Here is a 24548-nt window from a genome sequence, read left to right as displayed (position 1 = left end):
CTAGCCGAGAGGCCAACTCGCGGCGCCGATAACCCAAAGCCAGGCGGCGATCAGTGCGAAGTGGCCGGGGTACCAGGCCAGCCACAGCCGCCGCGGCATCACCACGCCGACTCGGGGCACGCGCTGGGCGGCGCCGGCGGCGAGCAGCAGCACCGTCAGGCAGGTGGCCACGGTGAACGACTTGGCCATGTCCGAGGCGTTCATCTGGCCCGCCACCCACAGCGCCGGGAATGCCGCGGCGGCGGCCAGCAGGCGTGCCGAAAAGTGGGTTCCGGCCTGGCTCAGATGGTGCATGGCGAACATCAGCAGCGGGATCAGCAGCAGGCCGTTGTGGCCGTATTCGACCCAGTCGCCGAGCAGGTACCAGGCGACCAGCGTTGCCGCGGCGCCGAGTGCCGCCCAGTGCGCGGCCAGCTCGCCGCGCGCCTGACGGGCCGCCAGTTCACGCAGCCAGGCGCCGCCGCAAAGCCCCGCCGCCAGCGTGAAGCAGACATTCAGGATAAAGGCGTCCGAGGCCCGCGGCATCATCATGTAGGGCAGCTGCGCGACGAGGCCGATGACCAGGATGCGCCGCGCATAGCGCTGCGGGTTGCGAGTGTTGAACAGCCCGTGCCAGGCGACCATGGCGGCAAACAGCGGGAAGGCGATGCGCCCGATCGAGGAGCCGGCCCAGTCGAGCTGCCAGCTTTCGGGCAGCACGTAGCGGGTCAGGTGATCGATGCTCATGGTTGCCAGGGCCAGCCACTGGCCCCAGGCGGTCCAGGTCGAGGCGGGGCGAAATGCATCGGGTGGGGCGCTTGCCGTAGCGCTCATCGTTACCTCCGGGTTGTAGCGATGGGGTCGGCCATGAATGAAACGTTGGCTCAGGCGTCGGGCCTGGGACGGTAGCGGCGATCATCATACACCGCCATGGGCTCGCTCCTGACATCTTCCACCCAACTCGGCGGTTTGAGGTAGCTCCAGGCGGCCTGCACCTGGCCGTGCGGGTCGGCGATGGCCAGTCGTCGGCGACGATAACCGTCGCGATCATTGACCCGCTCCAGGCGGTCGAGTTCATCCAGGGTCGGGGCGTCGACGCGGAACAGCTCGCCCTGGACCTTGAGCCCCTGGCCCTGGGCGTCGACCAGCACCGGCGAGTAACGCGGACCGTTGAGCACCAACGGAAAGGGCTCGCAGGTCACCGCCAGGTCGAGGAATTCGGCCTCGCCGAGATAGCCTGCGTGGTTGGCGAAACCGCGCTTGAGGGTGCCGTACACGAACAGCAGATGGGACATGGGAACCTCCCGGTCAGGCTGGGCCTGGTTGTCCTTAAACGATACTCTGTTGCTGGAGATACAGGGTCAAGTGTGGGCCACTCAAGGACACTGGGATGCGCAGCGGTTTCGGGTTCGATCTACGCAGCATGGAAATCTTCGTCGAGACCCTGGAGCAGGGCAGCCAGAGCGCCGCCGCACGGCGCCTGGGGCTCAAGCAGTCATCGGTATCCCAGAGCCTGGCCACCCTCGAGGAGGGGCTTGGCGTCAGCCTGTTCAAGCGCAACGCCCGGCCGCTGGAGCCGACCAGTGCCGGACGCTTCTTCTACGACCGCGCCCGGCGCCTGCTCGACGAGGCGCGCAGTACCCGCCGCGAGCTGGTCTCCGGGGCCTTCGGCCAGCTGCATCAGGTGCGCCTGGCGCTGGTCGACTCGCTGGCCACGGCGGTGGGCCAGCCGCTGATCGAGCTGATCAAGCGCCATACCCGCGACTACACCCTGACCACCGGGCTGTCGCACATGCACAGCCACGCCCTGCTGACCCGCCACGTCGACATCATCGTCTCCGACGACCGCCTCGAGAACTATGACGGCCTCGAGCGCCACGCGGTGCTGCGCGAGCCCTTCGTGCTGGTGGCGCCGGCCAGCTGGTCGGGGCCCCTCGACAACCTGCGCTGGCTGGCCCGCCAGCTCGATTTCGTGCGCTACACACCGCAGTCGTTGATCGGCCAGGCCATCGAGCGCCACCTGCGCCTCAACCGGCTCGAGTTGCCGGCGCGTCTGCACCTCGACAACACCTTCGCCGTGCTGCGTCTGGTCAGTGCCGGCGCCGGTTGGACCATCACCACCCCGCTGTGCCTCTATCAGGCCGGCCTGGAGACCCTCCAGGTGCGCGTCGCGCCGCTGCCGGTGGCACCGCTGCAGCGCGAATTGACGCTGGTGTCGCGGCGCGACGAACTCGGCGACCTGCCCGCCCAGCTGGCCCGCGATGCCCGCCGCCTGCTGGAGATACGCTTTCGCCAGGAGCTCGACCGTGGCCTGCCGTGGCTCTCCTCCAAGGTCTCCACCCAGCCCTGAGTGTGGGCATTGCAGCGTTGCGAATGCGCCTTCGGCGTGCACTATCGATTTTTCCTATAGCAGTGGCGTCGGTGTGACCGATGCTCTTTGCCAGATGCCGAATTCGCGTCCAAGACTGAAAGTCATTCGATGTGCGACGCGGGAACTGCAACTCAATGCCAACAACAATAAGCGCCTATGTACGCTGGGTAGAACGCCTCAACCGCGGGGTGGGGCGGCTGGTGATGTACATGATCTTCCTGATGATGGGGCTGCTGCTGTACGCCTCCTTCTCGCGCTCGGTGCTCAATGCGCCGTTGCTGTGGGGCGTGGAGATGTCGCAGTTCATGCTCGCCAGCTACTACCTGCTGGGCGGCGCCTACGCCATGCAGATGGGCGCCCATGTGCGCATGGACCTGTTCTACAGTCGCTGGTCGCCGCGCACCCAGGCGGCGGTGGATGCCGTCACCATCCTATTCTTGATCACCTTCCTGGTCACCCTGCTGCTGGGCGGCATCTCCAGCACCCAGTATGCGCTGGAGTACGGCCAGCGCAACCACTCCTCCTGGGCGCCGCCGTTGGCGCCGATCAAGCTGATCATGTGCCTTGGCATCGTGCTGATGCTGCTGCAGGCCTTCGCCACCTTCTTCCGTGATCTGGGCGCGGCGCTGGGTCGCCCCATCGACGAGGAGGGCGAGGCATGAGCTACGAGATGATCGCGCTGTTGATGTTCTCGACCATGATGCTGCTGCTGTTGACCGGCCAGCGGGTGTTCGGGGTGATCGGCTTCGTCGGTGCCGCCGCGGCGCTGCTGCTGTGGGGCGACGGCGGCGTGGAGATGCCGTTCAACGCCAGCTTCGTGCTGATGAACTGGTACCCGCTGTTGACCCTGCCGCTGTTCGTGTTCATGGGCTACATGCTCTCCGAGTCGGGTATTGCCGGCGACCTCTACGAGATGTTCCACGTTTGGATGGGCTCGCTACAGGGCGGCCTGGCGGTGGGCACCATTGGCCTGATGGTGGTGGTCTCGGCGATGAATGGCCTGAGCGTGGCAGGCATGGCGATCGGCGCCAGCATCGCCCTGCCGGAGCTGCTGCGCCGCGGCTACGACAAGATCATGGTCACTGGGGTGATCCAGGCCGGCAGTTCGTTGGGCATCCTGGTGCCGCCCAGCGTGGTGCTGGTGCTCTACGGCATGATCGCTCGTCAGCCGGTGGGCAAGCTGTGGCTGGCCGGGGTGTTCCCGGGACTGATCCTGGCGGCGATGTTCGTGATCTACATCGTGGTGCGCTGCCGGCTGCAGCCGAGCCTGGGGCCGGCACTGCCCGCCGAGGAGCGCACCATGCGCCTGGGCGCCAAGCTCAAGCTGCTCAGTGCCGGCATCCTGCCGCTGCTGATCTTCTTCTCGATGACCGGGCTGTTCCTGATGGGCGTCACCAGCCTGGTCGAGAGCGCCGCCTACGGCGCCTTCGCGGCGACCCTGGCGGCGCTGGTCAAGGGCCGCCTGACCCGCGCGGTGATCGAGGTCACGGTGAGGCGCACCCTGGGCATCAGCTGCATGTTCATGTGGATCATCCTCGCCGCGCTGTGCTTCGGCGCGGTATTCGACGGCCTCGGCGCGGTGCGCGCCATCGAGAACGTGTTCCTCGACCGCATGGGCCTCGGCCCCTGGGAGATCCTGCTGATGATGCAGCTCTCCTACATCCTGATGGGCATGTTCCTCGACGACACCGCGATGCTGGTGATCGTCGCCCCGCTCTACGTGCCGCTGGTGGTCAGTCTGGGCTTCGATCCGGTGTGGTACGGCGTGCTCTACACCATCACCGTGCAGATCGCCTACATGACCCCGCCGTTCGGCTACAACCTGTTCCTGATGCGCGCCATGGCGCCCCCCGAGGTGACGCTGGGCGACATCTATCGCAGCGTCTGGCCGTTCGTGATGATCATGCTGCTGGGGCTGGGTTTGATCACTGCCTTTCCGCAGTTGGCGCTTTGGTTGCCGGAGCTCTACTACAACTAAGGCGCGAGTATGTCCGGCGACGGGCAGGCATAAGAGCCGCGTGTAAGCGGTGAGATGAAGTGGTAACAACAACAATCCATGGGAGAAGCATCATGACCGATAGCAATAGGCGCAATTTCCTCAAGAAGGCCGGGGTGGCCACCGCCGCCACGGTGGGCGCGGCGACCGTCGGCGCGCCCTATGTGCATGCCCAGTCGAGCCCGATCCGCTGGCGCATGCAGACCTACGCCGGCCCGGCGCTGGCGGCCCACGTCATCAAGCCCTCCATCGACGCCTTCAACAAGGCCGCCAACGGCGAGATGGAGATCGAGCTCTACTACGCCGACCAGCTGGTGCCCACCGGCGAGCTGTTCCGTGCCATGCAGCGTGGCACCATCGATGCGGTGCAGAGCGACGACGACTCGATCAACGCCCCGGTGGATGTCTCGGTGTTCGGCGGCTATTTCCCGTTCGCCTCGCGCTACAGCCTCGACGTGCCGGCGCTGTTCCATCACTACGGCCTCAAGGAGATCTGGGAGGAGGCCTACGGCGAGGTCGACGGCGTGACCTGGCTGGGGGCCGGCGCTTGGGATCCCTGCAACTTCGTGACCCGTGAGCCGATTCGCAGCCTCGAGGACCTGCGCGGCAAGCGCGTCTTCACCTTCCCGACCGCCGGGCGCTTCCTGAGTCGCTTCGGCGTGGTCCCGGTGACCCTGCCGTGGGAAGACATCGAAGTCGCCATGCAGACCCGCGAGCTCGACGGGATCGCCTGGGCCGGCATCACCGAGGCCTATACTGTGGGCTGGGCCGATGTCAGCAGCTACTACCTGACCAACAACATCTCCGGCGCCTGGGCAGGCTCCTACTTCGCCAACTCCGACCGCTGGAACGAGGTGCCCGAGCACCTGCAGACGCTGTTCAAGCTGTGCATGGACAACTCGCACTACTACCGCCAGCACTGGTATTGGTGGGGCGAGGCCCACTACCGCACCACCGGCGGCAAGCTCGAGCTCACTTCGATCCCCGAGGAGGAGTGGCAGACCCTGGAAGACGAGGCGCTGGCGTTCTGGGACGAGATCGCCGAGCAGAGCGAGCGTAGTGCCAAGGTCGTGCAGATCCTCAAGGATTATCGCCAGACCATGCAGCAGGCTGGGCCTCCCTATCGCTACAGCTGAGGAGTGGCCGGGGGCGGGCGGTTGCCCGCCTCTGGCATGCCCGCCGCCGCGGGTAACACCGTTGGTCTATTTAGGATGTTGCCATGAGTCAATTATCACCCCGACATATCACCAGCGTTGACGATGCGCGGCGCCTGGTCGAGGAGCGCGGCCTGACCCACGTCAAGGTCGGCATGTTCGACATGGATGGCGTGATGCTCGGCAAGTACATGCATCGCGACAAGTTCTTCCATGCGCTGGAGGAGGGCTTCGCGTTCTGCGACGTGGTGCTGGGCTGGGACAGCAAGGACGAGCTCTACGACAACGTCAAATACACCGGCTGGCACACCGGCTACCCGGATGCCCAGCTGCGCATCGTCCCCGAGAGCTGCCGCGAGGTGCCGGCGGAGGGTGACATGCTGCTGTTTCTCGCCGAGTTCAGTGGCCAGGCCGAGGCGATCTGCCCGCGCGGGCTGCTGCGGCGGGTGCTCGACCAGGCCGCTGAGATGGGCTTCAGCGCCCACGGCTCGCTGGAGTACGAATTCTTCATGTTCCGCGAGACGCCGGAGTCGATCCGCGAGAAAGGCTACCGCAACCTCACGCCGTTGACCCCGGACATGATGGGCTACTCGATGCTGAGAAGCTCGGTGCACGCCGAGCTCTACCATGAGCTGCTGGCGCTCTCCGAGGCCATGGATTTTCCCATCGAGGGGCTGCATACCGAGACCGGCCCCGGCGTGCTCGAGGCGGCGATCGGCGTCGACGGCGCATTGGCCGCCGGCGACAAGGGCGCGCTGTTCAAGACCTTCACCAAGGTGTGGGCGCAGCGTCGCGGCCTGATGGCCACCTTCATGGCCAAGTGGTCGCCGGACTACCCGGGCCAGAGCGGCCATATCCACCTCTCGCTGTGCCATGCCGATAGCGGCGAGTCGGCCTTCTTCGATGCCGAGAAGCCCTACTGCATGAGCGATATCCAGCGTCACTTCGTGGCCGGCCAGCAGCAGCTGATGCCCGAGTTCCTGGCCATGTTCGCGCCCACCATCAACAGCTATACGCGGCTGATTCCTGGCTTCTGGGCGCCCACCGACGCCACCTGGGGCGTCGAGAATCGCACCACCGCGCTGCGCGTGATTCCCGGCAGCGCCAAGTCGCAGCGCGTCGAGTACCGCCTGGGCAGCGCCGATGCCAACCCCTATCTCGCCCTCGCGGCCGCCATCGGCGCGGGCCTGTACGGCATCCAGCAGCGCCTCGAACCCGACGAGCAGGTGCGCGGCAACGCCTACGAACTCGACCACCCCGAGCACCAGGCGCTGCCGCGCACGCTATGGGAGGCCGCTCAGCGGCTCAAGGCATCGCAGCCGGCGCGGGCGCTGTTCGGCGACGACTTCGTCGAGCACTTCGCAGCGACCCGCGAGTGGGAGGAGCGCGAGTTCCGCCGCCATATTACTGATTGGGAGTTGGATCGTTACTTTGAAATTATTTAAGCGCCAAGCGCCAAGCGGCGCCGGGGACAGGGCAAAGCGGGGGTCTTCTTCCAGGGAAGGAAGAAGTAGCGTCCAGGGAGGGATTCACAGCGCCCCCGCGGTGGCCTGTCGCCGGATTAGCCGCGAGCCGGGTGGCTGGCGGCGTCGGGAAACAGCGAACTGAGCCGTGTCACTTGTTACTGGAAGGAAAGAGAAGCGTATGGCCATACAGAAAACGATATCCCCCGTCGACGGCACGGTCTACGTCGAGCGGGAGCAGGCCGATCCGGCGCAGATCGACGCCACGCTGTCGCGGGCGGCCAGCGCCCAGCGCAGCTGGCGCGAGGTGCCTGTCGCCGAGCGCGGGCGACTGTGCTCGGCGATGGTCGATGCCTTCGTCGCCCGGCGCGATGAGCTCGCCACTGAGTTGACCTGGCAGATGGGCCGCCCGATTAGCGCCGCGGGTGGCGAGATCGGTGGCTTCGAGGAACGCGCCAGGGGCATGATCGGCCTCGCCGAGACGGCACTGGCGCCGATCCAGCTCGCCGACAAGCCGGGCTTTACCCGCTATATCACCCGCGAGCCGCTGGGCGTGTCGTTTATCGTCGCGCCGTGGAATTTCCCCTTCATGACCGCGGTGAATGCCATCGTGCCGGCGATCATGGCCGGCAATACGGTGATCCTCAAGCACTCCGCTCAGACCCCGCTGTGCGCCGAGCGCATCCAGCAGGCCTTCGAGGCCGCGGGCCTGCCCGAGGGCGTGTTCCAGCACTTACACCTGTCGCATGACGCCACCGAGCAGCTGATCCGCGACCGGCGCATCGACCACGTCTCCTTCACCGGCTCGGTGGCCGGCGGCGAAATGGTCGAGCGCAACGCGGCGGGGCGCTTCATCGCCAGCGGCCTGGAACTGGGCGGCAAGGACCCGGCCTATATTCGTGGCGACGTGGATCTCGATGCCGCGGTGGAAGGGGTAATGGACGGCGCCTTCTTCAACTCTGGGCAGAGTTGCTGCGGCATCGAGCGCATCTACGTCGACCAGGCGATCTTCGACGCCTTCGTCGAGCGCGCGGTGGCCTGGGTCAAGCAGCTCAGGCTGGGCAACCCCAGCGACCCGGCCACCACCCTCGGCCCGCTGGTGCGCCCAGCAGCAGCGGACTTCGTACGCGGCCAGATCGAGGAGGCGGTGAGCGCCGGGGCCAAGGCGTGGATCGATCCCGGCGACTATCCACTGTCGGTGCCGGGCAGCGCCTACCTGGCGCCGCAGCTTCTCACCGGGGTCGATCACTCGATGCGAGTGATGCACGAGGAGAGCTTTGGGCCGGTGGTGGGTATCATGCCGGTGGCCAGCGACGACGAAGCGGTGGCGCTGATGAACGACAGCGCCTTTGGCCTCACCGCCGCGGTGTTCACCCGCGACATGGCGGCCGGCGAGCGGCTGGCCCAGCGCCTCGAGGCGGGGACGGTATTTACCAACCGCTGCGACTACCTCGACCCCGAACTGGCCTGGACCGGCGTCAAGCAGTCGGGGCGCGGCTGCTCGCTGTCGCGGCTAGGCTACGAGACCCTGACCCGGCCCAAATCTTTCCACCTCAAGCACGCCTAGGAGTCGCCAATGAGCCAGGACATGAGCCAGTTCAGCATGGGCTGGAACTACCCCGCCAATATTCTTACCGGCGTCGGGCGCATTCGCGAGCTGCCTGCGGAATGCCAGGCGCTGGGGATGCAGGCACCACTGCTGATCACCGACCCCGGGCTCGCCAACCTGCCGATGGTGCGTGACATCGTGCTGGCCTGCCACGACAGCGGCCTGGGCATCGCCGTGTTCAGCGAGATCAAGGGCAACCCCACCGGCAAGAACGTCCTCGACGGCATGGCCGCCTTTCGCGACGGCGGCCACGACGGGGTGATCGCCTTCGGCGGTGGCTCGGGGCTCGACGCCGCCAAGGCGGTGGCGCTGATGGCCAACCAGCGCGACGGGCTGTCGCTGTGGTCGCTGGAGGACGTCGGCGACAACTGGAAGAACGCCGACGCTGACGCCATCGCCCCTATCGTGGCGGTGCCAACCACCGCGGGTACCGGCTCGGAGGTGGGCCGCGCCTCGGTGATCACCGATGAGGTCGAGCACGTCAAGCGCATCATCTTCCATCCCGGCATGGTGCCGGCCACGGTGATCCTCGACCCCGAACTGACGGTGGGCCTGCCGCCCACGATCACCGCCGCTACCGGCATGGATGCGTTATCGCACTGCCTCGAGGCGTGGTGCTCGCCGCTCTACCATCCGATGGCCGAGGGCATCGCCGTGGAGGGCATGCGCCGGGTGTGCGAGTACCTGCCGCGGGCCTACGCCGATGGTAGCGATCTCGAGGCACGCATGAACATGCTGGTGGCCTCGAGCATGGGCGCCACCGCCTTCCAGCGCGGCCTGGGTGCGATGCATGCCCTGGCGCATCCGCTGGGGGCGCTGTATGACGCCCACCACGGCACCCTCAATGCAATCCTGATGCCCTATGTGCTGCGCGCCAATCAGCAAGCGATCGGCGAGCCGATGGTGCGCTTGGGGCGCTATCTCGACCTGCGCCAGCCGGGTACCGCGGCGGTGATCGACTGGGTGCTGGAGCTGCGCGAGCGGCTGGCGATCCCGCATACCCTGGCAGCGCTCAAGATCGATACCCAGCAGGCCGACAAGGTCGGGCAGATGGCGGTGGCCGACCCCTCGTCGGGCACCAACCCGATCGCCTTCGACGCCAATCAGTATCGCGACATCTTCGTCGCGGCGGTGGAGGGGCGTCTTTGAGCGATAGCTGCCAAGCGTGGCACACAATGTCGAGCCAGACTGGCAAAGAGGAGGCCGGGCGATGCGCATAGGGCTGCTGCAGTGCGACGATGTGGCGCCGGAGTTGATCGCGACTCACGGCAACTACCCGGCGATGTTCGAGGCGCTGTTCAAGCGCGTCGACCCGAGCCTCGAGTTTCGCGTGTGGCGCTGCCTCGACGGCGAGATCCCCGACGACGTCGAGGCCGCCGATGCCTGGCTGACCACCGGCTCCAAGTTCGGCGTCAACGATGGGCTGGCGTGGGTCGATGCGCTGTGCGAGTTCGTGCGCGAGCTGTGGGACGCCGGCAAGCCGCTGGTTGGGGTGTGCTTCGGCCACCAGCTGATTGCCAAGGCGCTGGGCGGCGAGGTGGTCAAGAGCCCGCGGGGCTGGGGGGTGGGCATGTCGTTCAACTGCGTCAACACGCGCACCGAGTGGATGCAGCCGTGGCAGCCCAATCTCGATCTGCTTGTCAGCCACCAGGACCAGGTCGAACGCCTGCCGCCGGAGGCGCGGGTGCTGGCCGGCAGCGACTTCTGCCCCTACTACCTGATGCAGGTCGGCGAGCACTTTCTCGGCGTGCAGGGGCACCCGGAATTTGCCAAGCCCTATTCGCATGACCTGATGCAGCTGCGCCGTGAGCTGATCGGCGAGACGCGGGTCGCCGAGGGACTCGATTCGCTGGACGCCCCGCTGAATGCCGAGCTGACGGTGCGCTGGATATTGAATTTCATGCGGCGTGTGTCACGGTCGAGTGACTAAGCTGCTCGAGTAACCAATAGTTATACAACAGCTGGTTAAAGATCAATGCGTTCATAAAGCGAGCAGAAGGGGATAACGCCAGCCTCCGGACGGCCGTTGATGTATTCAAGTGCTATCCCAGAGGTCAGCAAAAAGACCTCATGCCACGGCGGTCTCAAGTTTCAAGCGCAACGCTATTGAATGGTGCTCGAATCGGATACGGATTTCTTGAGTAGCCCGGCGTAGACCTCCAACAGCGTTCGCCAGTCCAGTTCCTTGGGCGGTCAGGGATTCGGCGATCTCGTCGAGTTCTTGCTTGCTGTAGACCGACAGGTCTGAGCCCTTTGGCAGGTACTGACGCAACAGCCCACTGGTGTTGAGGGGGCGGCCATCCGTTTGGACTCGCGCTGCCCTGGGCTGTGCGGGCCAGAGAAGTAGATGGCGGTGCCGGTCTGCTGAGTGATCTCGGTATGCTTCACCATTTTCCTGCCTTGGTCGTACGTCATGGACAGGTGCTCGGCTCCTTCTTGAGCGAGCCGCGAGGCATACCGTAGAGCGAATTATAGATCGCTTCGTGTGAGCCCCGGCGGTCAGCGTCATCGAGAAACACTGGCTATATGCTGTGGTGACTAGTACTTGCGCAACAGATGGACCACCAATTCGAACAGCTCACTATTGAGATGCAGCTTGGATCGACGGCTAGGTCGACAGCGGGGCAGTCTGGCTCGATGGCCGGCGAGACTGACGTCATAGGGCTTGTCACGCCTGACTGTATGGCGCACTCGTTCCCGTGAGATGGTGCTGGGTGACCATCCCCATTGCTGTATAATGGCTCGGATAGCGTGGTGCGCCCACATCAACATGATGGCAGCTCGTTCTTCAGTAGTAAGGTGGCGGTAGCAGTGAGCCATGGCAAGACCATACCGAATGGGTCGGGTGTTGCATTTGGCCATTGAGACCGCCGATGTTTTTGACGTGGTGAATAGCTTACAGTTGTAAGCTATTTATTACATTAGATTTCTAAAATATACTATAAGTCAGGGGGCTATGAAGACATGACAGCGTCACGTTTTTAGCAGTATCATCCTGTTTTTCATCATGCATGCTTTGGAGTGGCAGAATGTACGATCTAGCTGTCATAGGATTTGGTGCTACGGGTGTTAGTCTTTTGAGGCAGCTCCACTCTCATATATATGAGCAGGATATGGGGCCGGTTTCAGTCGCCCTTATCTCTCCTGCCGATAGCTTTTCTTCCGGCCTTGCTTTTGGTCAAGCTGAGTCGTTTCATAAAGTTAATACCCCTCCTGAACTTATGGGGATTGAACCCGAGGATCCAAAAGGATTTGCTTCATGGCTACGGCAGCGGACTGGAAAGGAAGAACGTTATCCCGCAAGGCTGACCTATTCACAGTACCTTAAAGAAGTTTATGACTCTATGTCTCTTGGGAAAAGCGATAGGTTGTGTATTAAAGAGTGTCGTGCTACTGCTGTGGATATTGATACTTCAAGTGGCAGTCCTGTTGTCATCCTTGATGGTGGAGATGAGGTGCATGCTCGACGTGTGGTTTTGGCACTGGGAACAGTAACTTCGCCAACTTTTTCTGCCAATACAGGACTGCAGCCCATACTTCCCTCCTCTATTTGCAGTATTTCTGCTCCTGAGGTTGCGTTAGTTGCCGGTACTGGACTAACGGCTGTAGACTGTGTGAGATCGTTAGTGAAAAAGGGTTGCCAATCTATCCATTGGTTCTCTAGAAGCGGTTATGTTCCTACAGTCATATCACGACAGGTAAAATATGAGCCCGTGGCTTTTACTTGGGGTAAAATTAAGAGTGAGTTGAACAAGAGGGAGCGTGGAGAGCGGCTTTCACGAATTGTTAGCCTGCTTCGCCGAGAAGTGGCGTATATGCGAAATCCAGAAATATTAAAAGCTGATGAATTGAGGACGAAAGGCGATCTGAGTGGCTACTGGGATTATCTTATAGAGCGTGCAGATAAGTCAGATTTGCCGTTTCAAGACACATTGTCATCTACAAGATATTTCGCCCACAAAATTTGGCTGAAGCTAAGCGAGGAAGAGTGCATAGAGTTTCAGAAGAGCTTTGGTGCTTTCTGGGCATGCTGGCGTCATCCTATCCCTATGGAAGTGGTGGAAGAGTTGAATGTCTATGTTAAGGAAGGGCGTCTGCAGTTGCATCGACCAGTCGCGCCGATAAAAATCAAAGGCGGAAAATATATTCTTGAAAATTCTCGCCAGAAGATATGTGCTGATGTGCTTATAGATGGGACGGGTGGGGTGAGTGATGTGAGGGATGTGAAGTCACCCTTAATAAGAAATCTCTTGGTGCGAGGTTTGGCTATGGCGCATCCATGCGGTGGGCTGAAAGTTGATGGATTGACTTATGGCTTGAAAAGCAAGTTGAGTAACTCAGGAATTTATTGTTTGGGGCCGCTGGCTAAAGGGTCTCTTTTTTCTACTAATGCATTCTGGTTTAATTCACTGTGCGCCTCTAGCTTGGCCCACTATTTGGCAATAGAAATTAGACTTTCCTCTTGCGAGGAGGCTTGTCGGCAATGAGCATAATACAGCCATTTTTTTACGTGCTAGGCGGCATGCTGTTAGGGCGTTTTTTCCCACAAGCTAAAGCGCTTATTTCAAAGCTGCTGATCAGAGTTTTTATACCGTATGTGATTGTGTACAATCTTTTGACGTACCAGCCTGGTACAGCAGAGGTTGCGATATTTGGGTTCGTTTTCTGCATATTGTTATATTTTTTGGCAGGTCTCATCTGGCGTGATCGTATCACTGCTCTGTCCTTTAGTTACCTTAATATTGGGTGGCTTGGCCTGCCGCTGGCCATAGCAGTTTTCGGGGATGAGGCGAGTCGAATCATCATCGCAGCTTATATTGGTAGTTCCGTATTTGGGAACATTGCCTCTTCTACAGCGCTTCAGCCAGAAGCTCGCTGGGGTATATCGATGGTGCGTGCTTTGATGGCCCCGCCCGTGCTGGCTGTTCTGGCCGGACTGTCTTTGCATCTAGTGCCATTTGATTTCAGCCTGGAAATAATGGCCGTGGGATATGAGGCGGCTAAACAGTTAATGTCAATTGCTGGGATGGCTGTGCTTGGGATGTGGTTGTACAACTCCAAAGTTACTTTTGGCGACCTTCGCGCATCGATTCCTGTTGCATGTCTTCGTGCGCTGGCAGGTGGTGCGATAGTTGCAGGGTTTCTGTGGATAAGCTGGCGCTTGGGGATAGATGTTGTCACTGAAAATGCCTTGGTGCTGTTCATTCTCCCGTTGCTCCCTCCCGCAGCTAATATTGTCGTACTGGAAACTTACTTCCGGGGAACAGGCGAGTCTGCACGGCTCGTAGCAAGCGGCACTTTGATTTCGCTGGGGGTTATAACGCTGATTCTTCTGGTAGTTCCATTTCTCTAGTTTTCTTGAGAGTTGAATTAGCAGGTGGGGTGCCTAGTGACGAAAACGCCCGGCACCAGCGGTCGCGACCAGGTGCCAGCCGCGATGATCTCCTTCTCGGCTTGCCAGGGGCCCTGATCGGTAGCGAGGCCCTTTGGTGCGCCCGGCGGCGGGTTTCGTCAGGGGACAGGTCGAGGAGGCGGTGGTGATGATGAACGATAGCGCCTTCGGCCTTACCGCGGCAGTGTTCACTAATTGCTGCGACTATCTCGACTCCGAGCTGGCCTGGACCGGCGTCAAGCAGTTGGGGCGCATCCGCGAGCTGACGGTGCGCTGGATATTGAACTTCATGCAGCAGGCTCGCTAGAGTCGAGGCATGACCGCGAGCGAATCCTGGCAGTGGCCGATGGCCGAGCTCGGCCCGGCGACGGCCAACCTGATCCTGCTGGGTGTGATCCTGAGCGTCAGCATCTGCGTCGACGCGCTGGCCAGGCGCCTGCGTCTGCCGCGCATCTCGCTGCTGGTGCTGGTCGGCGTGGGCCTGGCGCTGGTCCAGCAGCTGCTGCTGGGCCGCGACGGCAGTGCGCCGCTGGGCGCGATGAGTGAGCCGCTGATCCACCTGGCGCTGGTGCTGGTCTCCTTCCTGCTCGGCGGCGAGCTGACCCTGGCACGGCTGCGCCGTAACGGCTGGCTGCTGGTGGTGATCTCGCTGTTCATCGTGTTGAGCGGCGCCCTGCTGGTCGGCGTGGGGCTGTGGCTGCTGGGCTTTCCGCTGGTGGTGGTGGTCGCCCTGGCGGCGATCTCGGTGGCCACCGAGCCTGCCGAGATCAGCGACGAAGTCTACGCCCGCGGCGATGATCGGCTGCGCGCGCGACTGCTGATGGGCATGGTTGCCATCGACGATGCCTGGGGCATTCTGCTGTTTGGGGTGGCCATGGCACTGCTCGGCTGGCATCTGACCGGCGATGGCAGCCTGGCGTTGGCCTATGCCGGCTGGGAGCTGGGCGGCGCGCTGTTGCTGGGGCTGGCCATCGGCCTGCCGGCGGCCTGGCTCACCGGCCGCCTGCGGCCCGGGGAGCCGACTCAGGTCGAGGCGTTTGCGCTGATCCTGCTGCTGACCGGCTTCTCGACCTGGTTCGAGGTGTCGGGGCTACTGGCGTCGATGTTTGCCGGGGCGCTGGTGGCCAATCTCTCCCACCACCACACCCGCTCGTTCCGCCAGATCGAGCATATCGAGTGGCCGTTCCTGGTGTTCTTCTTCGTGCTCTCCGGGGCCCATGTCGACCTCAGCTATATGGGGGCGGCGCTGTGGCTGACCCTGGCCTATATCGCGCTGCGCCTGGCCGGGCGTTTCCTGGGCGGGGCGCTGGGCGTGCAGCTGGCCGGACGGGGAGGCGATCTGCCGCGGGATATCGGCCTGGCGCTGACGCCCCAGGCCGGTATCGCCATGGGCATGGCGCTGCTGGTGGTGGAGCGCTTTCCCGAGTACCGCTCACTGCTGCTCTCGGCGGTGGTGGCCTCCACTGTGGTCTTCGAAGTGATCGGCCCGTTCCTGATCCGCCGCGTGCTGCGCTAGCGAGGGTTTCGGTTGATCCGCAGCAGACGCAGGCCATTGGCCACCACGATCAGGCTGGCGCCCATGTCGGCGAACACCGCCATCCACAGGGTGGCATGCCCGGTAAAGGCGAGTGTCATGAATAGCGCCTTGAGGCCCAGGGCGATGGCGATGTTCTGTAACAGTACCGAGCGTGTACGCCGCGATAGACTCAGGAAGTCGGCGAGCCGCCGCGGATCGTCATCCATCAATGCCACATCGGCGGTCTCGATGGCGGCATCGCTGCCCAGCGCGCCCATGGCGAAGCCGATGTCGGCACGGGCCAGTGCCGGGGCGTCGTTGATGCCGTCGCCGACCATGCCGACCGGGCCTTGCTGGGCCCGTGTCTCGATCACTACCAGCTTATCCTCGGGCAGCAGCCCTCCATGCGCTTCGTCGATACCCACCTGGGCGGCGACGGCTGCCACGCTGGCGGGGTTGTCGCCGCTCAGCATCAGCGTGGTCACGCCCAGGCGATGGAGTGCCTCGATGGCGTCGCGGCTCTCCTCACGCAGCGGGTCGCCGACGGCAAACAGCGCCAGTGGGCGGTTCTCCTCACCGAGGATCACCAGGGTCTCGCCACGCGCCTCATGCTCGGCCAGGTGGGACTCGAAGGCGTCGTCCACCGCCGCGAACTGCTGCATCAGCCGACGGTTGCCGAGCCAGATACGGCGCCCGTCCTGTGCGGCGGTCACGCCGTGGCCGGGCAGTTCCTGCACGTCACTCACATCCAGCGGCGTGATGCCATCGGCCTCGGCAGCACGCGTCAATGCCGCCGACACCGGGTGCGAGGAGCGAGCGGCGAGCCCCGCGGCCAGGGCACGTAGCCCGGCTCGCGCCGGCTCACCCAGTGTCGGGTCGAGGGGGTGCCAACTGCGCTGCGAGGGGCGGCCTTGGGTCAGGGTGCCGGTCTTGTCGAAGGCTAGCGTGACCAGCCGATGACCCTGCTCGAGCACGTTGCCGCCCTTGATCAGGATCCCCGAGCGTGCGGCGGCGGCCAGGCCGCTGACGATGGTTACCGGGGTGGAAATCACCAGCGCGCAGGGGCAGGCGATCACCAGCAATACCAGAGCCCGGTAGATGCCCTCCATCCAGGCTACCCCAAACAGCAGTGGCAAGAGGAGTGCCGTCAGTAGTGCGATGGCGAAGATCGCGGGGGTATAGACGGCGGCAAAACGATCGATGAAGCGCTGAGTGGGGGCGCGGCTGGCCTGGGCCTGCTCGACGGTGTGAATGATGCGTGCCAGTGTCGTGTCGCTCGCCACCCGGCTGGTGCGATAGAGGAACTCGCTGCCCTGGTTGATGCTGCCGGCGAATACGTCATCCCCCGGTGTCTTGTCGACCGGCAGGCTCTCGCCGGTGATGGGCGACTCGTCCAGCGCCGGCTGGCCCTCCGCCACCTTGCCATCGAGTGCCAGGCGTTCACCGGGGCGCACGCGTACCAGGCTCTCGATGGCGACGTCGCTGGCCGGCGTGCTGAGGAAGGTACCGTCGGGCTGGCACACGCTGGCGCTCTCCGGTGCCAGTGAAAGTAGCTCGCGGATGGCGTTGCGTGCTCGACCCAACGAGCGTGCCTCTATACGCTCGGCCAGGGTGAACAGCACCAGTACCATGGCCGCCTCGGCCCACTGGCCGATCAGCAGGGCGCCCGTCACTGCCACGCTCATCAGCGCATTGATGTTGAGGGTGCGATGGCGCAGGGCGATGAAGCCCTTCTTCCAGGTCGGCAGGCCGACCAGGGCGATGGCCGTGAGTGCCAGCGCGGCGGCCAGCCAGGGCTCGGCCAGTCCCAGCCAGTGGCTGGCCTCGGCGGCCAGGGCGAGAGTGGCAGCTATGCCCAACTTCCACCAGTGCTCATCGTCGTTGGCCGTGGGCGCGCGCCGGGTCGGGTCGTGGCGCTGTGCCGTCATGCCGGTGGCGGCGATGCGGTGATGAATGGTGTCCTCCGACGCTTCGCGGTGATGCACGGTCAGTACCCGCCCGATCAGGTCGAAGTCGAGTCGTTCGATACCCGGCATGTCCTCCAGCGCGCGGCGCAGCAAGCCCTCTTCGGTGGGGCAGTCCATTGCCTCGATATACAGTTGCAGCGGCTGCGTACCGGGGGGAGGGGCGCTCGGTCTTGGCTTGGCGCTGGGGCGAGTGGTGTCGCCGTGGCTGGAACAGCAGGTATGTTCGGTCATGGTCAGGCTCCGTGTGATGGGCTATGCTGATCACACACCCTGTAGTCACTACAGAGTCAAGCGGCATCGAGGAGAACTGCCATGAAGATCGGCGAATTGGCCGCCCGTACCGGCTGCCTGGTGGAAACCATTCGCTACTACGAGCGCGAGGGGCTGTTGCCCGAGCCCGCTCGCAGCAGTGGAAACTATCGGCTCTACGCCAAGCCTCACGCCGAGCGCTTGAGCTTCATCCGCCACTGCCGGGCGCTGGACATGACGCTCGACGAGATCCGCACCCTGCTTGACTACCATGACCGTCCGCGCCAGCCCTGCAGTGCGGTGAACGGGCTCATTGACGACCACCTGGCCCATGTCGATGCCCGCATCGAGCAGCTCATGGCGCTGCGCGAGGCGTTGGCCAACCTGCGCTTGCGCTGCAGTGGCGAGGCCGAAGCCAGCCACTGCGGCATTCTTCAAGAGCTGGCCCAGCCCGTCTCTGAGAACGCCGCGAAACCGCGGGAGTCGAGCCATGTCGCGGGGCCGCATGGCGGCCACTAGCGTTGCCATCAGCGGTTGCGCTATACCCGGCGTCCCAGCGCCCACGCCTCGTCGATGACCCAACCGCTATCGGCGAGCACCAACCAGTCGGCGTCACCGCCCACCGCCAGGCGGCCCTTGTGCGGCAATAGCAGGGCGTTAGCGGCGCTTACGCGGCTTATTCGCTGAAGTAGCGGTCGTGGATCTCGTCGTAGACGCCACTCTCCTGGAGCTCGGCGAGTGCCGCGTTGAAACGCTCGGCGAGCGCCTCGTCGCGGGGGCGGAAGGCGATGGCGATGCCGTCACCGAAATACTCGTAGGGCTCGCGAATCATCTCGCCGACCACGCGGTAGTCGCCGCGCTCGCTGTCGAGCAGGGTGGTCTTGCCCACCGGGTAGTTGACGAACACCAGATCGAGACGCCCCGACTGCATGTCGAGCAGCATGTCGTCGGCGGTGGCATAGCGGCGCACATTGGCCACGTCGCCGTAGAAGTCGGTGGCGTAGCTGTCTTGGAGGGTGCCGCGCTGTACGCCCAGGGTCAGGCCGTCGAGGGTCTGCTCGTCGGGGGTGTCGATCTCGCTCTGCGCTGGGGCGAACCACGCCGAGGGCACCGTCAGGTAGGCATCCGAGAACAGTACCTGGGCGCGGCGCTCGTCGTTGATGGTCATCGACGACATGATGGCGTCGTAGTTGCGCGCCATCAGGCCGGGAATGATGCCGTCCCACTGCTGCTCGACCCACTCGCAGGTGATGCCCATCTGCTCGCACAGGGCGTTACCCAGGTCGATATCGAAGCCGGTCAGCTCGCCATCGGGGGTGCGGTACTCCATCGGCTCGTAGGGCACGTCGACGCCGAAGCGCACGTGGTCGTAGCTGTCGCGAGCTTGGGCGCTGCCGGCCACCAGGGCGGTGCCGAGCAGGGCAATGCCGAGATAACGTTGCATAAGTACGTCCTTGTTATTGTGAGGCGTAGGTATAAGGGCGTGTCTCGCACAAGGCGAGGCACCGGAGAATCAGGAGAGAAGGGACGCCCCCGGCGTGGCCGGGAGCGCAGATCGGGCTTACTCGTCGTCGGCGAAGTAGCGCTGGTAGATCTCGTCGTAGGTGCCGTCGTCCTGAAGGGTGGCCAGGGCCTCGTTGAAGCGCTCGGCGAGTGCCTCGTCACGCTGGCGGAAGGCGATGCCGAAGCCGTCGCCGAAGTACTCCTTGGGCTCGGTGATCATCTCGCCGACTACCTTGTAGTCGCGGCTCTCGCTGTCGAGCAGGGTCGACTTGCCCACCGGGTAGTCGAGGAACACGATATCCAGGCGGCCGGCCTGCATGTCCAGCACCATGTCGTCGGCGGTGGAGTAGCGGCTGACGCTGGCGACATCGCCGAACATGTCGGTGGCGAAGTTGTCCTGCAGAGTGCCGCGCTGCACGCCGATGGTCTTGCCGTCGAGGCTCTCCTCGGTGGCGTCGTCGAGCTCGCTGTCGGCGGGGGCGAACCAGGCCGAGGGCGGAGTGAAGTAGGGGTCGGAGAACAGCACTGTCTGGCGGCGCTCGTCGTTGATGGTCATCGACGACATGATGGCGTCGTAGTTGCGCGACATCAGGCCGGGGATGATGCCGTCCCACTCCTGCACGATCCATTCGCAGGTAATGCCGATCTCTTCGCACAGGGCGTTGCCGAGGTCGATGTCGAAGCCGGTCAGTTCACCGTCGGGGGTGCGATATTCCATCGGCTCGTAGGGCACGTCGACGCCGAAACGCACGTGGTCGTAGTCGCGCGCCTGGGCGCTGCCGGCGACCAGCGCGGCGCCGAGAATCGAGACGGTCAGCAGTTTTTTCATGATGTATTTCCCTGTTGTTGTCGGGGTCACTCGAAGATGAGAACTCGGCCACATTAGCGCAGCTCGCGGTTGGCCGGAAGAGGGAAGTTGGCCTTGTCGGGCCAAATTCCCAACGCTCGTTTGACGGCCGTCGTCATGCCGGCTTGAGATGCGCCAGCAGCCGCTTCTCGAGAAAGCGGAAGAAGTAGAGGATGGCGAAGGTCAGGCACAGATAGATCGCCGCCACGAACAGGAAGGCCTCGAAAGGGGCGTAGAAGCGCGCATACACGAAGCGTGCCGCGCCGGTCAGGTCCATCAACGTGACCACGCTGGCAATCGCGCTGGCATGCAGCATGAAGATCACCTCGTTGCCGTAGGCCGGCAGCGCGCGGCGAAAGGCGCTGGGCAGGATGATGCGACGCATCATCAGCGACTGGGACATGCCATAGGCGCGGGCCGCCTCGATCTCGCCGCGGGAGGTGGCCTTGATGGCACCGCGAAAGATCTCGGTGGTATAGGCCGCGGTGTTGAGGGTGAAGGCGATCAGTGCCGGGTAGAAGGCCTCGCGCAGCAGCGGCCAGAAAATCGACTCCTGAATGCCGTCCACGAACACCACTCCGTAGTAGATGATGTAGAGCTGGATCAGCAGCGGCGTGCCGCGGAAGACGTAGGTGTAGACGTAGATCGGCAGGCTGATCCAGCGGTGCCGCGAGCTGCGGCCGATAGCCAGCGGTACCGCCAGCACCAGCCCGGCGAGTAGCGACAGGAACACCAGCTGGCTGGTGGTCACCAGGCCGTCCCAATAGTAGCCCAGGGTCTGGGGAGTGAAGATCAGGTTGCCGTCGAGCAGATCGGTGAACCAGGTCGTGAGTTCCATGTTTAGTGTCCTCCGAAGCCGACGTTATAGCGCTTCTGCAGGCGCGCGAAGATCAACTCCGAGACGCTGGCGATAGCCAGGTAGATCAGCGCCACGGGGATCAGGAACACGAACGGCTCGTGGGTGGCGCGGGAGGCCTCGGCCGCTACCCGCACCATGTCCGACAGGCCGATTACCGAGACCAGCGCGGTGGTCTTGAGTAGTACCATCCAGTTGTTGGAGAGGCCGGGTAGGGCGTGGCGCATCATCAGCGGGAAGCGGATGCGGCGGAACACCAGCCAGTCGCTCATGCCGTAGGCGCGGCCGGCCTCGATCTGGCCCTCGTCGACGGCCAGGAAGGCGCCGCGGAAGGTCTCGCCCATATAGGCACCGAAGATGAAACCGATGGTGATCACTCCGGCGGCGAAGGCGTTGAGGTTGACGTACCAGTCGACGCCGAAGCGGTCGTAGAGCGCGTCGGTCGCTACATTGAGTGCCATCTGGCCACCGAAGAACAGCAGCATCATCAGCACCAGGTCGGGTACGCCCCGGATCACGGTGGTGTAGAGGGTGGCGAACTTGTGCAGCAGCCAGCTGCGCGACATCTTGGCACTGGCGGTCAGCAGTCCCAGCACGATGGCCAGGAGTAGCGACAGCAGCGCCAGCGAAAGAGTGACCCCGGCGCCTTCGATCAGCCGCGGGCCGTAGCCTTGCAGGTCAAGCATGGGAGTCTCCCGCGGTCAGTACTTGGGCGCCAGGAACTGCTGGAGGCGCGGTGAACTTGGGTTGGTCAGGATCTCCTGAGGCGGGCCGGCTTCCTCGATCACGCCTTGGTGCAGGTAGATCACCTGGCTGGAGACATCCCGGGCGAAGCCCATTTCGTGGGTCACCACGATCATGGTGCGGCCTTCATCGGCTAGACCGTGCATCACCTTTAGCACGTCGCCGACCAGTTCGGGGTCGAGTGCCGAGGTGGGCTCGTCGAACAGCATCACTTCCGGATCCATGGCCAGCGCCCGGGCAATCGCGCCGCGCTGCTGCTGGCCCCCCGACATCTGTGCCGGATAGGCGTTGGCGCGCGCCGTCAGGCCGACGCGCTCGAGCAGGGCATGGGCGTGTTCGAGGGCTTCCTTCTTGGGCTTGCCGAGCACGTGAATCGGCGCTTCGATGATGTTCTCGAGCAGCGTCATGTGCGCCCACAGGTTGAAGCTCTGGAAGACCATCGACAGCTTGGCACGCATGCGTACCACCTGCTTCCAGTCGGCCGGTTCGCGGCCGCGCCGGGTCTGCTTGAAGCGGATCTCTTCGCCGTGCATCAGCAGGTCGCCCTCGTCGGGCTGCTCGAGCAGGTTCATGCAGCGCAGGAAGGTACTCTTGCCGGAGCCGGAGGCGCCGATCAGCGTGATGACATCACCCTTGTGGGCTTGCAGCGAGAGGCCTTTGAGTACTTCGGTGTCGCCGAAGCGCTTCTTAATATTGCGCGCTTCGAGGGGCATTGGCGTTGCGGCCATTAGAGTAAGCTCCAGTACATGGGATGCCGCTGGGGAGGCGGCCCCTGAGTCAGCGTGGCTGGCGCGAAAAGGGGGCGATTCTAACAGGCCAGCTAAGCCTGGGCAGGGCCGATCACGAGGAAGGTCGTTCGACTTTGGTCTAGGTTGAGAGAGGGTAGAATCATCATGAATCTCCAAGCTGTTGTTGTAATGTGGAAAATCGTCTTGCCAAAGAGTGAATTATCGCGTGAATCCGCTAGCAGCGGGTCTCTCCTGACGGTGTTTCGCTGGCTCTGACCAGCAGCGCCGCGCGGGCACCGAGTTCGACCTCGGCGTTGGGGAAAACCACCGCCAGCGGTTGCTCTCCGACCACGCAGTCGCCGGCCACGGCGTCACGGGCCAGGCAGCTGCCGGGCGGGAATTCTGTGAAGTTGGCCACGTCGTCGGCGAAGCATAAACGGAAATCTTCAGCGTGGCGCATCAGCTCCTGCTCGACGCGGAAGAAGGCCATGCGTGCCGGGTCGCCTCGCTGGGGTTCGCGACCCTCCAGCAGGGTTTCGAGGAGGTGGCGCAGCGGGCGCAGGGCGGTCATGTCATTGTGCCCGAAGGGAGCGACCCGGCCCAGCTCCAGGGTGAAGGCTTGGGCGCCGTGGTAGTGCTTCGAGTAGTGCGAGAAGGTCCAGCTATGCTGGTGCTGGTGCAGCACCGCCTGCATGTCGGCAGCGGCCAGCCACTGCCACTGCAAGGGGGCGCTAGGCGAATCGGCAAAGGGTTCGACGACGAAGCGCGGATAGCGGCTGTCGCGGATCGCGGTGTGCATATCGTAATGCAGCCGTGGCAGATCGGCGTGGCGCTGGTAAAAGTCATCGACGCTGGCCATCAGCTCGCGTGCGCGTTCCGGCTCGTCGCCTTCGAGGCTGAGGTCATGGCGAAACAGCCGGTTGAGGTTGGTGGTGATAAAGCGCTGCGAGTGGCGGATTGCGGGGATATTGCCAAGCAGCACCAGCAGTGGCGCACCGAGCCGCAGTTGACCGGCTTCGAGGCGTGCCAGTAGTTCACCGACCAGCTCGATGGGGGCTGTCTCGTTACCGTGAATGCCGGCGGAGATCACGCAGGCGTGGGCGCCGCTGACCGGCGCCTCGGGCGTCAGCTCGAGGATGCCGGGGCCTTGGCAATCGAAGCTGCCGGTCGTGAGACGCCCGGTGCGGATGGCGCCTGCGTTGCCGCCCAGGGTCAGGTCGAGCCAGTCGCTCAGCATGCGGTGATCTCGTGTGGATGGTCAGAGTGTGCCCCACCATCCGAGTCGCCGCCTGCGGCGGCAAGCGTTCACGTCGAGCTGATGAAAAAGCCGGGTGCCAGAATGAAAACCTGGCATGGGTGGGGCGAGTCTTGCAGCGCCGTGGGCGTCGCTGGGCTCCTTCCTGAGTGCTCCTCGTGCCGCCTGCCAAGGACAGCGGCGGTCAGGCGGAGGCCCGGGGTGGGACGTGTCGATAAAATCGCACCGAGCTGTCGAAATCATTCGCTTTTTCTCATTCACGGCTGCGCTATCGTATGGCCATACATCAACCGACGATGCGAGGTTTACCGCGATGACCAAGGTACTGGTACTTTACTACTCCATGTATGGCCACATCGACGCCATGGCCAAGGCCGTTGCCGAAGGCGCTGCCAAGGTGGCGGGCGTCGAGGTAACCGTCAAGCGCGTGCCGGAAACCATGAGCGCCGAGGCGCTGGCCAACGCCGGTGGTAAGCAGGACTACGACACCCCGGAAGCGTCTCCCGCCGAGCTTGCCGACTATGATGCGGTGATCTTCGGCACGCCGACGCGCTTCGGCAACATGGCTGGCCAGCTGCGTACCTTCCTCGACCAGACCGGCGGCCTGTGGGCCAAGGGCGCGCTGCGTGGCAAGGTGGCCAGCGTGTTCACCTCTACCGGTACCGGCGGCGGCGACGAAATGACCATTACCTCGACCTGGACCACCCTGGCCCACCACGGCATGGTCATCGTGCCGATCGGCTACGGTATCGAAGAGCAGTTCGATATTTCCAAGGTCAGTGGCGGTACGCCCTACGGTGCCGCCACGCTGGCCGGCGGCGACGGCTCGCGCCAGCCCGATGAGCGCGAGCTGAAGATCGCCCGCTTCCAGGGTGAGCACGTGGCCGGCATCGCCGCCAAGCTCAAGGGCTGATCCAGG

General features: G+C 63.7%; 23 protein-coding genes and 1 pseudogene. 14 read left to right on the top strand and 10 right to left on the bottom strand.

Features of this window, described 5'->3' with window-relative positions; all coding sequences use genetic code 11:
- Entirely contained in the window at positions 1–813 is an 813-nt protein-coding gene (locus tag CK498_RS06230) for a TraX family protein (RefSeq protein ID WP_095619983.1), read from the bottom strand.
- A gap of 50 nt (positions 814–863) precedes the next feature.
- Positions 864–1274 (bottom strand): gamma-glutamylcyclotransferase family protein, encoded by a 411-nt coding sequence (locus CK498_RS06225; protein ID WP_095619982.1) that lies wholly within the window; start codon positions 1272–1274, stop codon positions 864–866.
- A gap of 95 nt (positions 1275–1369) precedes the next feature.
- On the opposite strand from CK498_RS06225, the gene CK498_RS06220 reads away from it, so the two are divergent.
- The 8 genes from CK498_RS06220 to CK498_RS06185 all read left to right on the top strand — a co-directional run bounded on the left by CK498_RS06220 (position 1370) and on the right by CK498_RS06185 (position 10502).
- The gene (locus tag CK498_RS06220) at positions 1370–2329 is read left to right on the top strand and encodes a LysR family transcriptional regulator (protein ID WP_095619981.1); all 960 of its coding nucleotides are present in this window, start codon (positions 1370–1372) and stop codon (positions 2327–2329) included.
- Positions 2330–2484: 155 nt separating this feature from the next.
- On the top strand, positions 2485–3012 hold the full coding sequence (locus CK498_RS06215) for a TRAP transporter small permease subunit (RefSeq protein WP_095619980.1): 528 nt from the start codon (positions 2485–2487) through the stop codon (positions 3010–3012).
- Positions 3009–4328 carry a TRAP transporter large permease gene (locus CK498_RS06210; RefSeq protein ID WP_095619979.1) on the top strand — a complete coding sequence of 440 codons (1320 nt, stop codon included), beginning with the start codon at positions 3009–3011 and terminating at the stop codon, positions 4326–4328. The genes CK498_RS06215 and CK498_RS06210 overlap by 4 nt, the downstream gene beginning before the upstream one ends.
- A 92-nt stretch (positions 4329–4420) precedes the next feature.
- A complete protein-coding gene (locus CK498_RS06205) occupies positions 4421–5482 on the top strand; it encodes a TRAP transporter substrate-binding protein (RefSeq protein ID WP_095619978.1) in 1062 nt (353 codons plus the stop codon).
- An 83-nt stretch (positions 5483–5565) separates the two neighbouring features.
- The gene (locus CK498_RS06200) at positions 5566–6945 is read left to right on the top strand and encodes a glutamine synthetase family protein (protein ID WP_095619977.1); all 1380 of its coding nucleotides are present in this window, start codon (positions 5566–5568) and stop codon (positions 6943–6945) included.
- Positions 6946–7144: 199 nt separating this feature from the next.
- Complete coding sequence (locus CK498_RS06195; protein ID WP_095619976.1) at positions 7145–8530, top strand: aldehyde dehydrogenase family protein; 1386 nt, start codon at positions 7145–7147, stop codon at positions 8528–8530.
- Between the two features lie 9 nt (positions 8531–8539).
- Positions 8540–9721, top strand: coding sequence for an iron-containing alcohol dehydrogenase (locus CK498_RS06190; RefSeq protein ID WP_217987696.1), 1182 nt, complete (start codon positions 8540–8542; stop codon positions 9719–9721).
- A 61-nt stretch (positions 9722–9782) separates the two neighbouring features.
- Positions 9783–10502 (top strand): glutamine amidotransferase-related protein, encoded by a 720-nt coding sequence (locus CK498_RS06185; protein WP_095619975.1) that lies wholly within the window; start codon positions 9783–9785, stop codon positions 10500–10502.
- Between the two features lie 264 nt (positions 10503–10766).
- Here the strand turns inward: CK498_RS06185 and CK498_RS26845 are convergent.
- Positions 10767–10990 (bottom strand): annotated as a pseudogene (locus CK498_RS26845) (IS30 family transposase); the annotation flags it as partial.
- A 611-nt stretch (positions 10991–11601) separates the two neighbouring features.
- On the opposite strand from CK498_RS26845, the gene CK498_RS06175 reads away from it, so the two are divergent.
- The 4 genes from CK498_RS06175 (at position 11602) to CK498_RS06165 (ending at position 15480) form a co-directional block, all read left to right on the top strand.
- Positions 11602–13059, top strand: a complete 1458-nt coding sequence (locus CK498_RS06175) for an FAD/NAD(P)-binding protein (RefSeq protein ID WP_176475733.1) — start codon at positions 11602–11604, stop codon at positions 13057–13059.
- Positions 13056–13925 carry an AEC family transporter gene (locus tag CK498_RS06170; protein WP_095619973.1) on the top strand — a complete coding sequence of 290 codons (870 nt, stop codon included), beginning with the start codon at positions 13056–13058 and terminating at the stop codon, positions 13923–13925. Before CK498_RS06175 ends, CK498_RS06170 begins: the two co-directional genes overlap by 4 nt.
- 187 nt (positions 13926–14112) lie before the next feature.
- Positions 14113–14271, top strand: coding sequence for a hypothetical protein (locus tag CK498_RS25680; protein WP_176475711.1), 159 nt, complete (start codon positions 14113–14115; stop codon positions 14269–14271).
- A 9-nt stretch (positions 14272–14280) separates the two neighbouring features.
- Complete coding sequence (locus CK498_RS06165) at positions 14281–15480, top strand: cation:proton antiporter (protein ID WP_095619972.1); 1200 nt, start codon at positions 14281–14283, stop codon at positions 15478–15480.
- Here the strand turns inward: CK498_RS06165 and CK498_RS06160 are convergent.
- Positions 15477–17678, bottom strand: coding sequence for a heavy metal translocating P-type ATPase (locus tag CK498_RS06160; protein WP_095619971.1), 2202 nt, complete (start codon positions 17676–17678; stop codon positions 15477–15479). The genes CK498_RS06165 and CK498_RS06160 overlap by 4 nt on opposite strands.
- Before the next feature lie 81 nt (positions 17679–17759).
- On the opposite strand from CK498_RS06160, the gene cadR reads away from it, so the two are divergent.
- Positions 17760–18215 carry a Cd(II)/Pb(II)-responsive transcriptional regulator gene (gene cadR / locus CK498_RS06155; protein ID WP_095619970.1) on the top strand — a complete coding sequence of 152 codons (456 nt, stop codon included), beginning with the start codon at positions 17760–17762 and terminating at the stop codon, positions 18213–18215.
- A gap of 157 nt (positions 18216–18372) precedes the next feature.
- On the opposite strand, the gene CK498_RS06150 is transcribed toward cadR, so the two are convergent.
- The 6 genes from CK498_RS06150 to CK498_RS06125 all read right to left on the bottom strand — a co-directional run bounded on the left by CK498_RS06150 (position 18373) and on the right by CK498_RS06125 (position 23611).
- The gene (locus tag CK498_RS06150) at positions 18373–19140 is read right to left on the bottom strand and encodes a transporter substrate-binding domain-containing protein (RefSeq protein WP_095619969.1); all 768 of its coding nucleotides are present in this window, start codon (positions 19138–19140) and stop codon (positions 18373–18375) included.
- A 117-nt stretch (positions 19141–19257) separates the two neighbouring features.
- Positions 19258–20028, bottom strand: a complete 771-nt coding sequence (locus CK498_RS06145) for a transporter substrate-binding domain-containing protein (protein ID WP_095619968.1) — start codon at positions 20026–20028, stop codon at positions 19258–19260.
- Between the two features lie 133 nt (positions 20029–20161).
- Positions 20162–20884 (bottom strand): ABC transporter permease, encoded by a 723-nt coding sequence (locus CK498_RS06140; RefSeq protein ID WP_095619967.1) that lies wholly within the window; start codon positions 20882–20884, stop codon positions 20162–20164.
- Between the two features lie 2 nt (positions 20885–20886).
- Positions 20887–21588, bottom strand: a complete 702-nt coding sequence (locus CK498_RS06135; protein WP_095619966.1) for an ABC transporter permease — start codon at positions 21586–21588, stop codon at positions 20887–20889.
- A gap of 15 nt (positions 21589–21603) precedes the next feature.
- Positions 21604–22374 (bottom strand): ABC transporter ATP-binding protein, encoded by a 771-nt coding sequence (locus tag CK498_RS06130; RefSeq protein WP_095619965.1) that lies wholly within the window; start codon positions 22372–22374, stop codon positions 21604–21606.
- Positions 22375–22609: 235 nt separating this feature from the next.
- Positions 22610–23611: a succinylglutamate desuccinylase gene (locus tag CK498_RS06125; RefSeq protein WP_095619964.1), complete on the bottom strand. Its 1002-nt coding sequence runs from the start codon at positions 23609–23611 to the stop codon at positions 22610–22612.
- A gap of 331 nt (positions 23612–23942) precedes the next feature.
- Here CK498_RS06125 and wrbA point away from each other — a divergent pair, with 331 nt between their 5' ends.
- Positions 23943–24542, top strand: a complete 600-nt coding sequence (gene wrbA / locus CK498_RS06120) for an NAD(P)H:quinone oxidoreductase (RefSeq protein WP_095619963.1) — start codon at positions 23943–23945, stop codon at positions 24540–24542.
- Positions 24543–24548 lie beyond the last annotated feature (6 nt).

It is taken from the genome of Halomonas salipaludis (genome assembly GCF_002286975.1).
GTDB lineage: Bacteria > Pseudomonadota > Gammaproteobacteria > Pseudomonadales > Halomonadaceae > Franzmannia > Franzmannia salipaludis.
The sequence above is the reverse complement of the archived record's forward strand: the minus strand, read 5'-3'. Positions and strand labels throughout refer to the sequence as shown.

Bases quoted from the DNA above. Each gene is read 5' to 3' on its own strand.
- wrbA (WP_095619963.1), top strand. From the start codon at position 23,943: ATGACCAAGGTACTGGTACTTTACTACTCCATGTATGGCCACATCGAC.
- cadR (WP_095619970.1), top strand. From the start codon at position 17,760: ATGAAGATCGGCGAATTGGCCGCCCGTACCGGCTGCCTGGTGGAAACC.
- CK498_RS06130 (WP_095619965.1), bottom strand. From the start codon at position 22,374: ATGGCCGCAACGCCAATGCCCCTCGAAGCGCGCAATATTAAGAAGCGC.
- CK498_RS06190 (WP_217987696.1), top strand. From the start codon at position 8,540: ATGAGCCAGGACATGAGCCAGTTCAGCATGGGCTGGAACTACCCCGCC.
- CK498_RS06125 (WP_095619964.1), bottom strand. From the start codon at position 23,611: ATGCTGAGCGACTGGCTCGACCTGACCCTGGGCGGCAACGCAGGCGCC.
- CK498_RS06140 (WP_095619967.1), bottom strand. From the start codon at position 20,884: ATGGAACTCACGACCTGGTTCACCGATCTGCTCGACGGCAACCTGATC.
- CK498_RS06195 (WP_095619976.1), top strand. From the start codon at position 7,145: ATGGCCATACAGAAAACGATATCCCCCGTCGACGGCACGGTCTACGTC.
- CK498_RS06200 (WP_095619977.1), top strand. From the start codon at position 5,566: ATGAGTCAATTATCACCCCGACATATCACCAGCGTTGACGATGCGCGG.
- CK498_RS06220 (WP_095619981.1), top strand. From the start codon at position 1,370: ATGCGCAGCGGTTTCGGGTTCGATCTACGCAGCATGGAAATCTTCGTC.
- CK498_RS25680 (WP_176475711.1), top strand. From the start codon at position 14,113: ATGATGAACGATAGCGCCTTCGGCCTTACCGCGGCAGTGTTCACTAAT.
- CK498_RS06160 (WP_095619971.1), bottom strand. From the start codon at position 17,678: ATGACCGAACATACCTGCTGTTCCAGCCACGGCGACACCACTCGCCCC.
- CK498_RS06150 (WP_095619969.1), bottom strand. From the start codon at position 19,140: ATGCAACGTTATCTCGGCATTGCCCTGCTCGGCACCGCCCTGGTGGCC.
- CK498_RS06175 (WP_176475733.1), top strand. From the start codon at position 11,602: ATGTACGATCTAGCTGTCATAGGATTTGGTGCTACGGGTGTTAGTCTT.
- CK498_RS06185 (WP_095619975.1), top strand. From the start codon at position 9,783: ATGCGCATAGGGCTGCTGCAGTGCGACGATGTGGCGCCGGAGTTGATC.
- CK498_RS06145 (WP_095619968.1), bottom strand. From the start codon at position 20,028: ATGAAAAAACTGCTGACCGTCTCGATTCTCGGCGCCGCGCTGGTCGCC.
- CK498_RS06205 (WP_095619978.1), top strand. From the start codon at position 4,421: ATGACCGATAGCAATAGGCGCAATTTCCTCAAGAAGGCCGGGGTGGCC.
- CK498_RS06230 (WP_095619983.1), bottom strand. From the start codon at position 813: ATGAGCGCTACGGCAAGCGCCCCACCCGATGCATTTCGCCCCGCCTCG.
- CK498_RS06165 (WP_095619972.1), top strand. From the start codon at position 14,281: ATGACCGCGAGCGAATCCTGGCAGTGGCCGATGGCCGAGCTCGGCCCG.
- CK498_RS06225 (WP_095619982.1), bottom strand. From the start codon at position 1,274: ATGTCCCATCTGCTGTTCGTGTACGGCACCCTCAAGCGCGGTTTCGCC.
- CK498_RS06135 (WP_095619966.1), bottom strand. From the start codon at position 21,588: ATGCTTGACCTGCAAGGCTACGGCCCGCGGCTGATCGAAGGCGCCGGG.
- CK498_RS06170 (WP_095619973.1), top strand. From the start codon at position 13,056: ATGAGCATAATACAGCCATTTTTTTACGTGCTAGGCGGCATGCTGTTA.
- CK498_RS06215 (WP_095619980.1), top strand. From the start codon at position 2,485: ATGCCAACAACAATAAGCGCCTATGTACGCTGGGTAGAACGCCTCAAC.
- CK498_RS06210 (WP_095619979.1), top strand. From the start codon at position 3,009: ATGAGCTACGAGATGATCGCGCTGTTGATGTTCTCGACCATGATGCTG.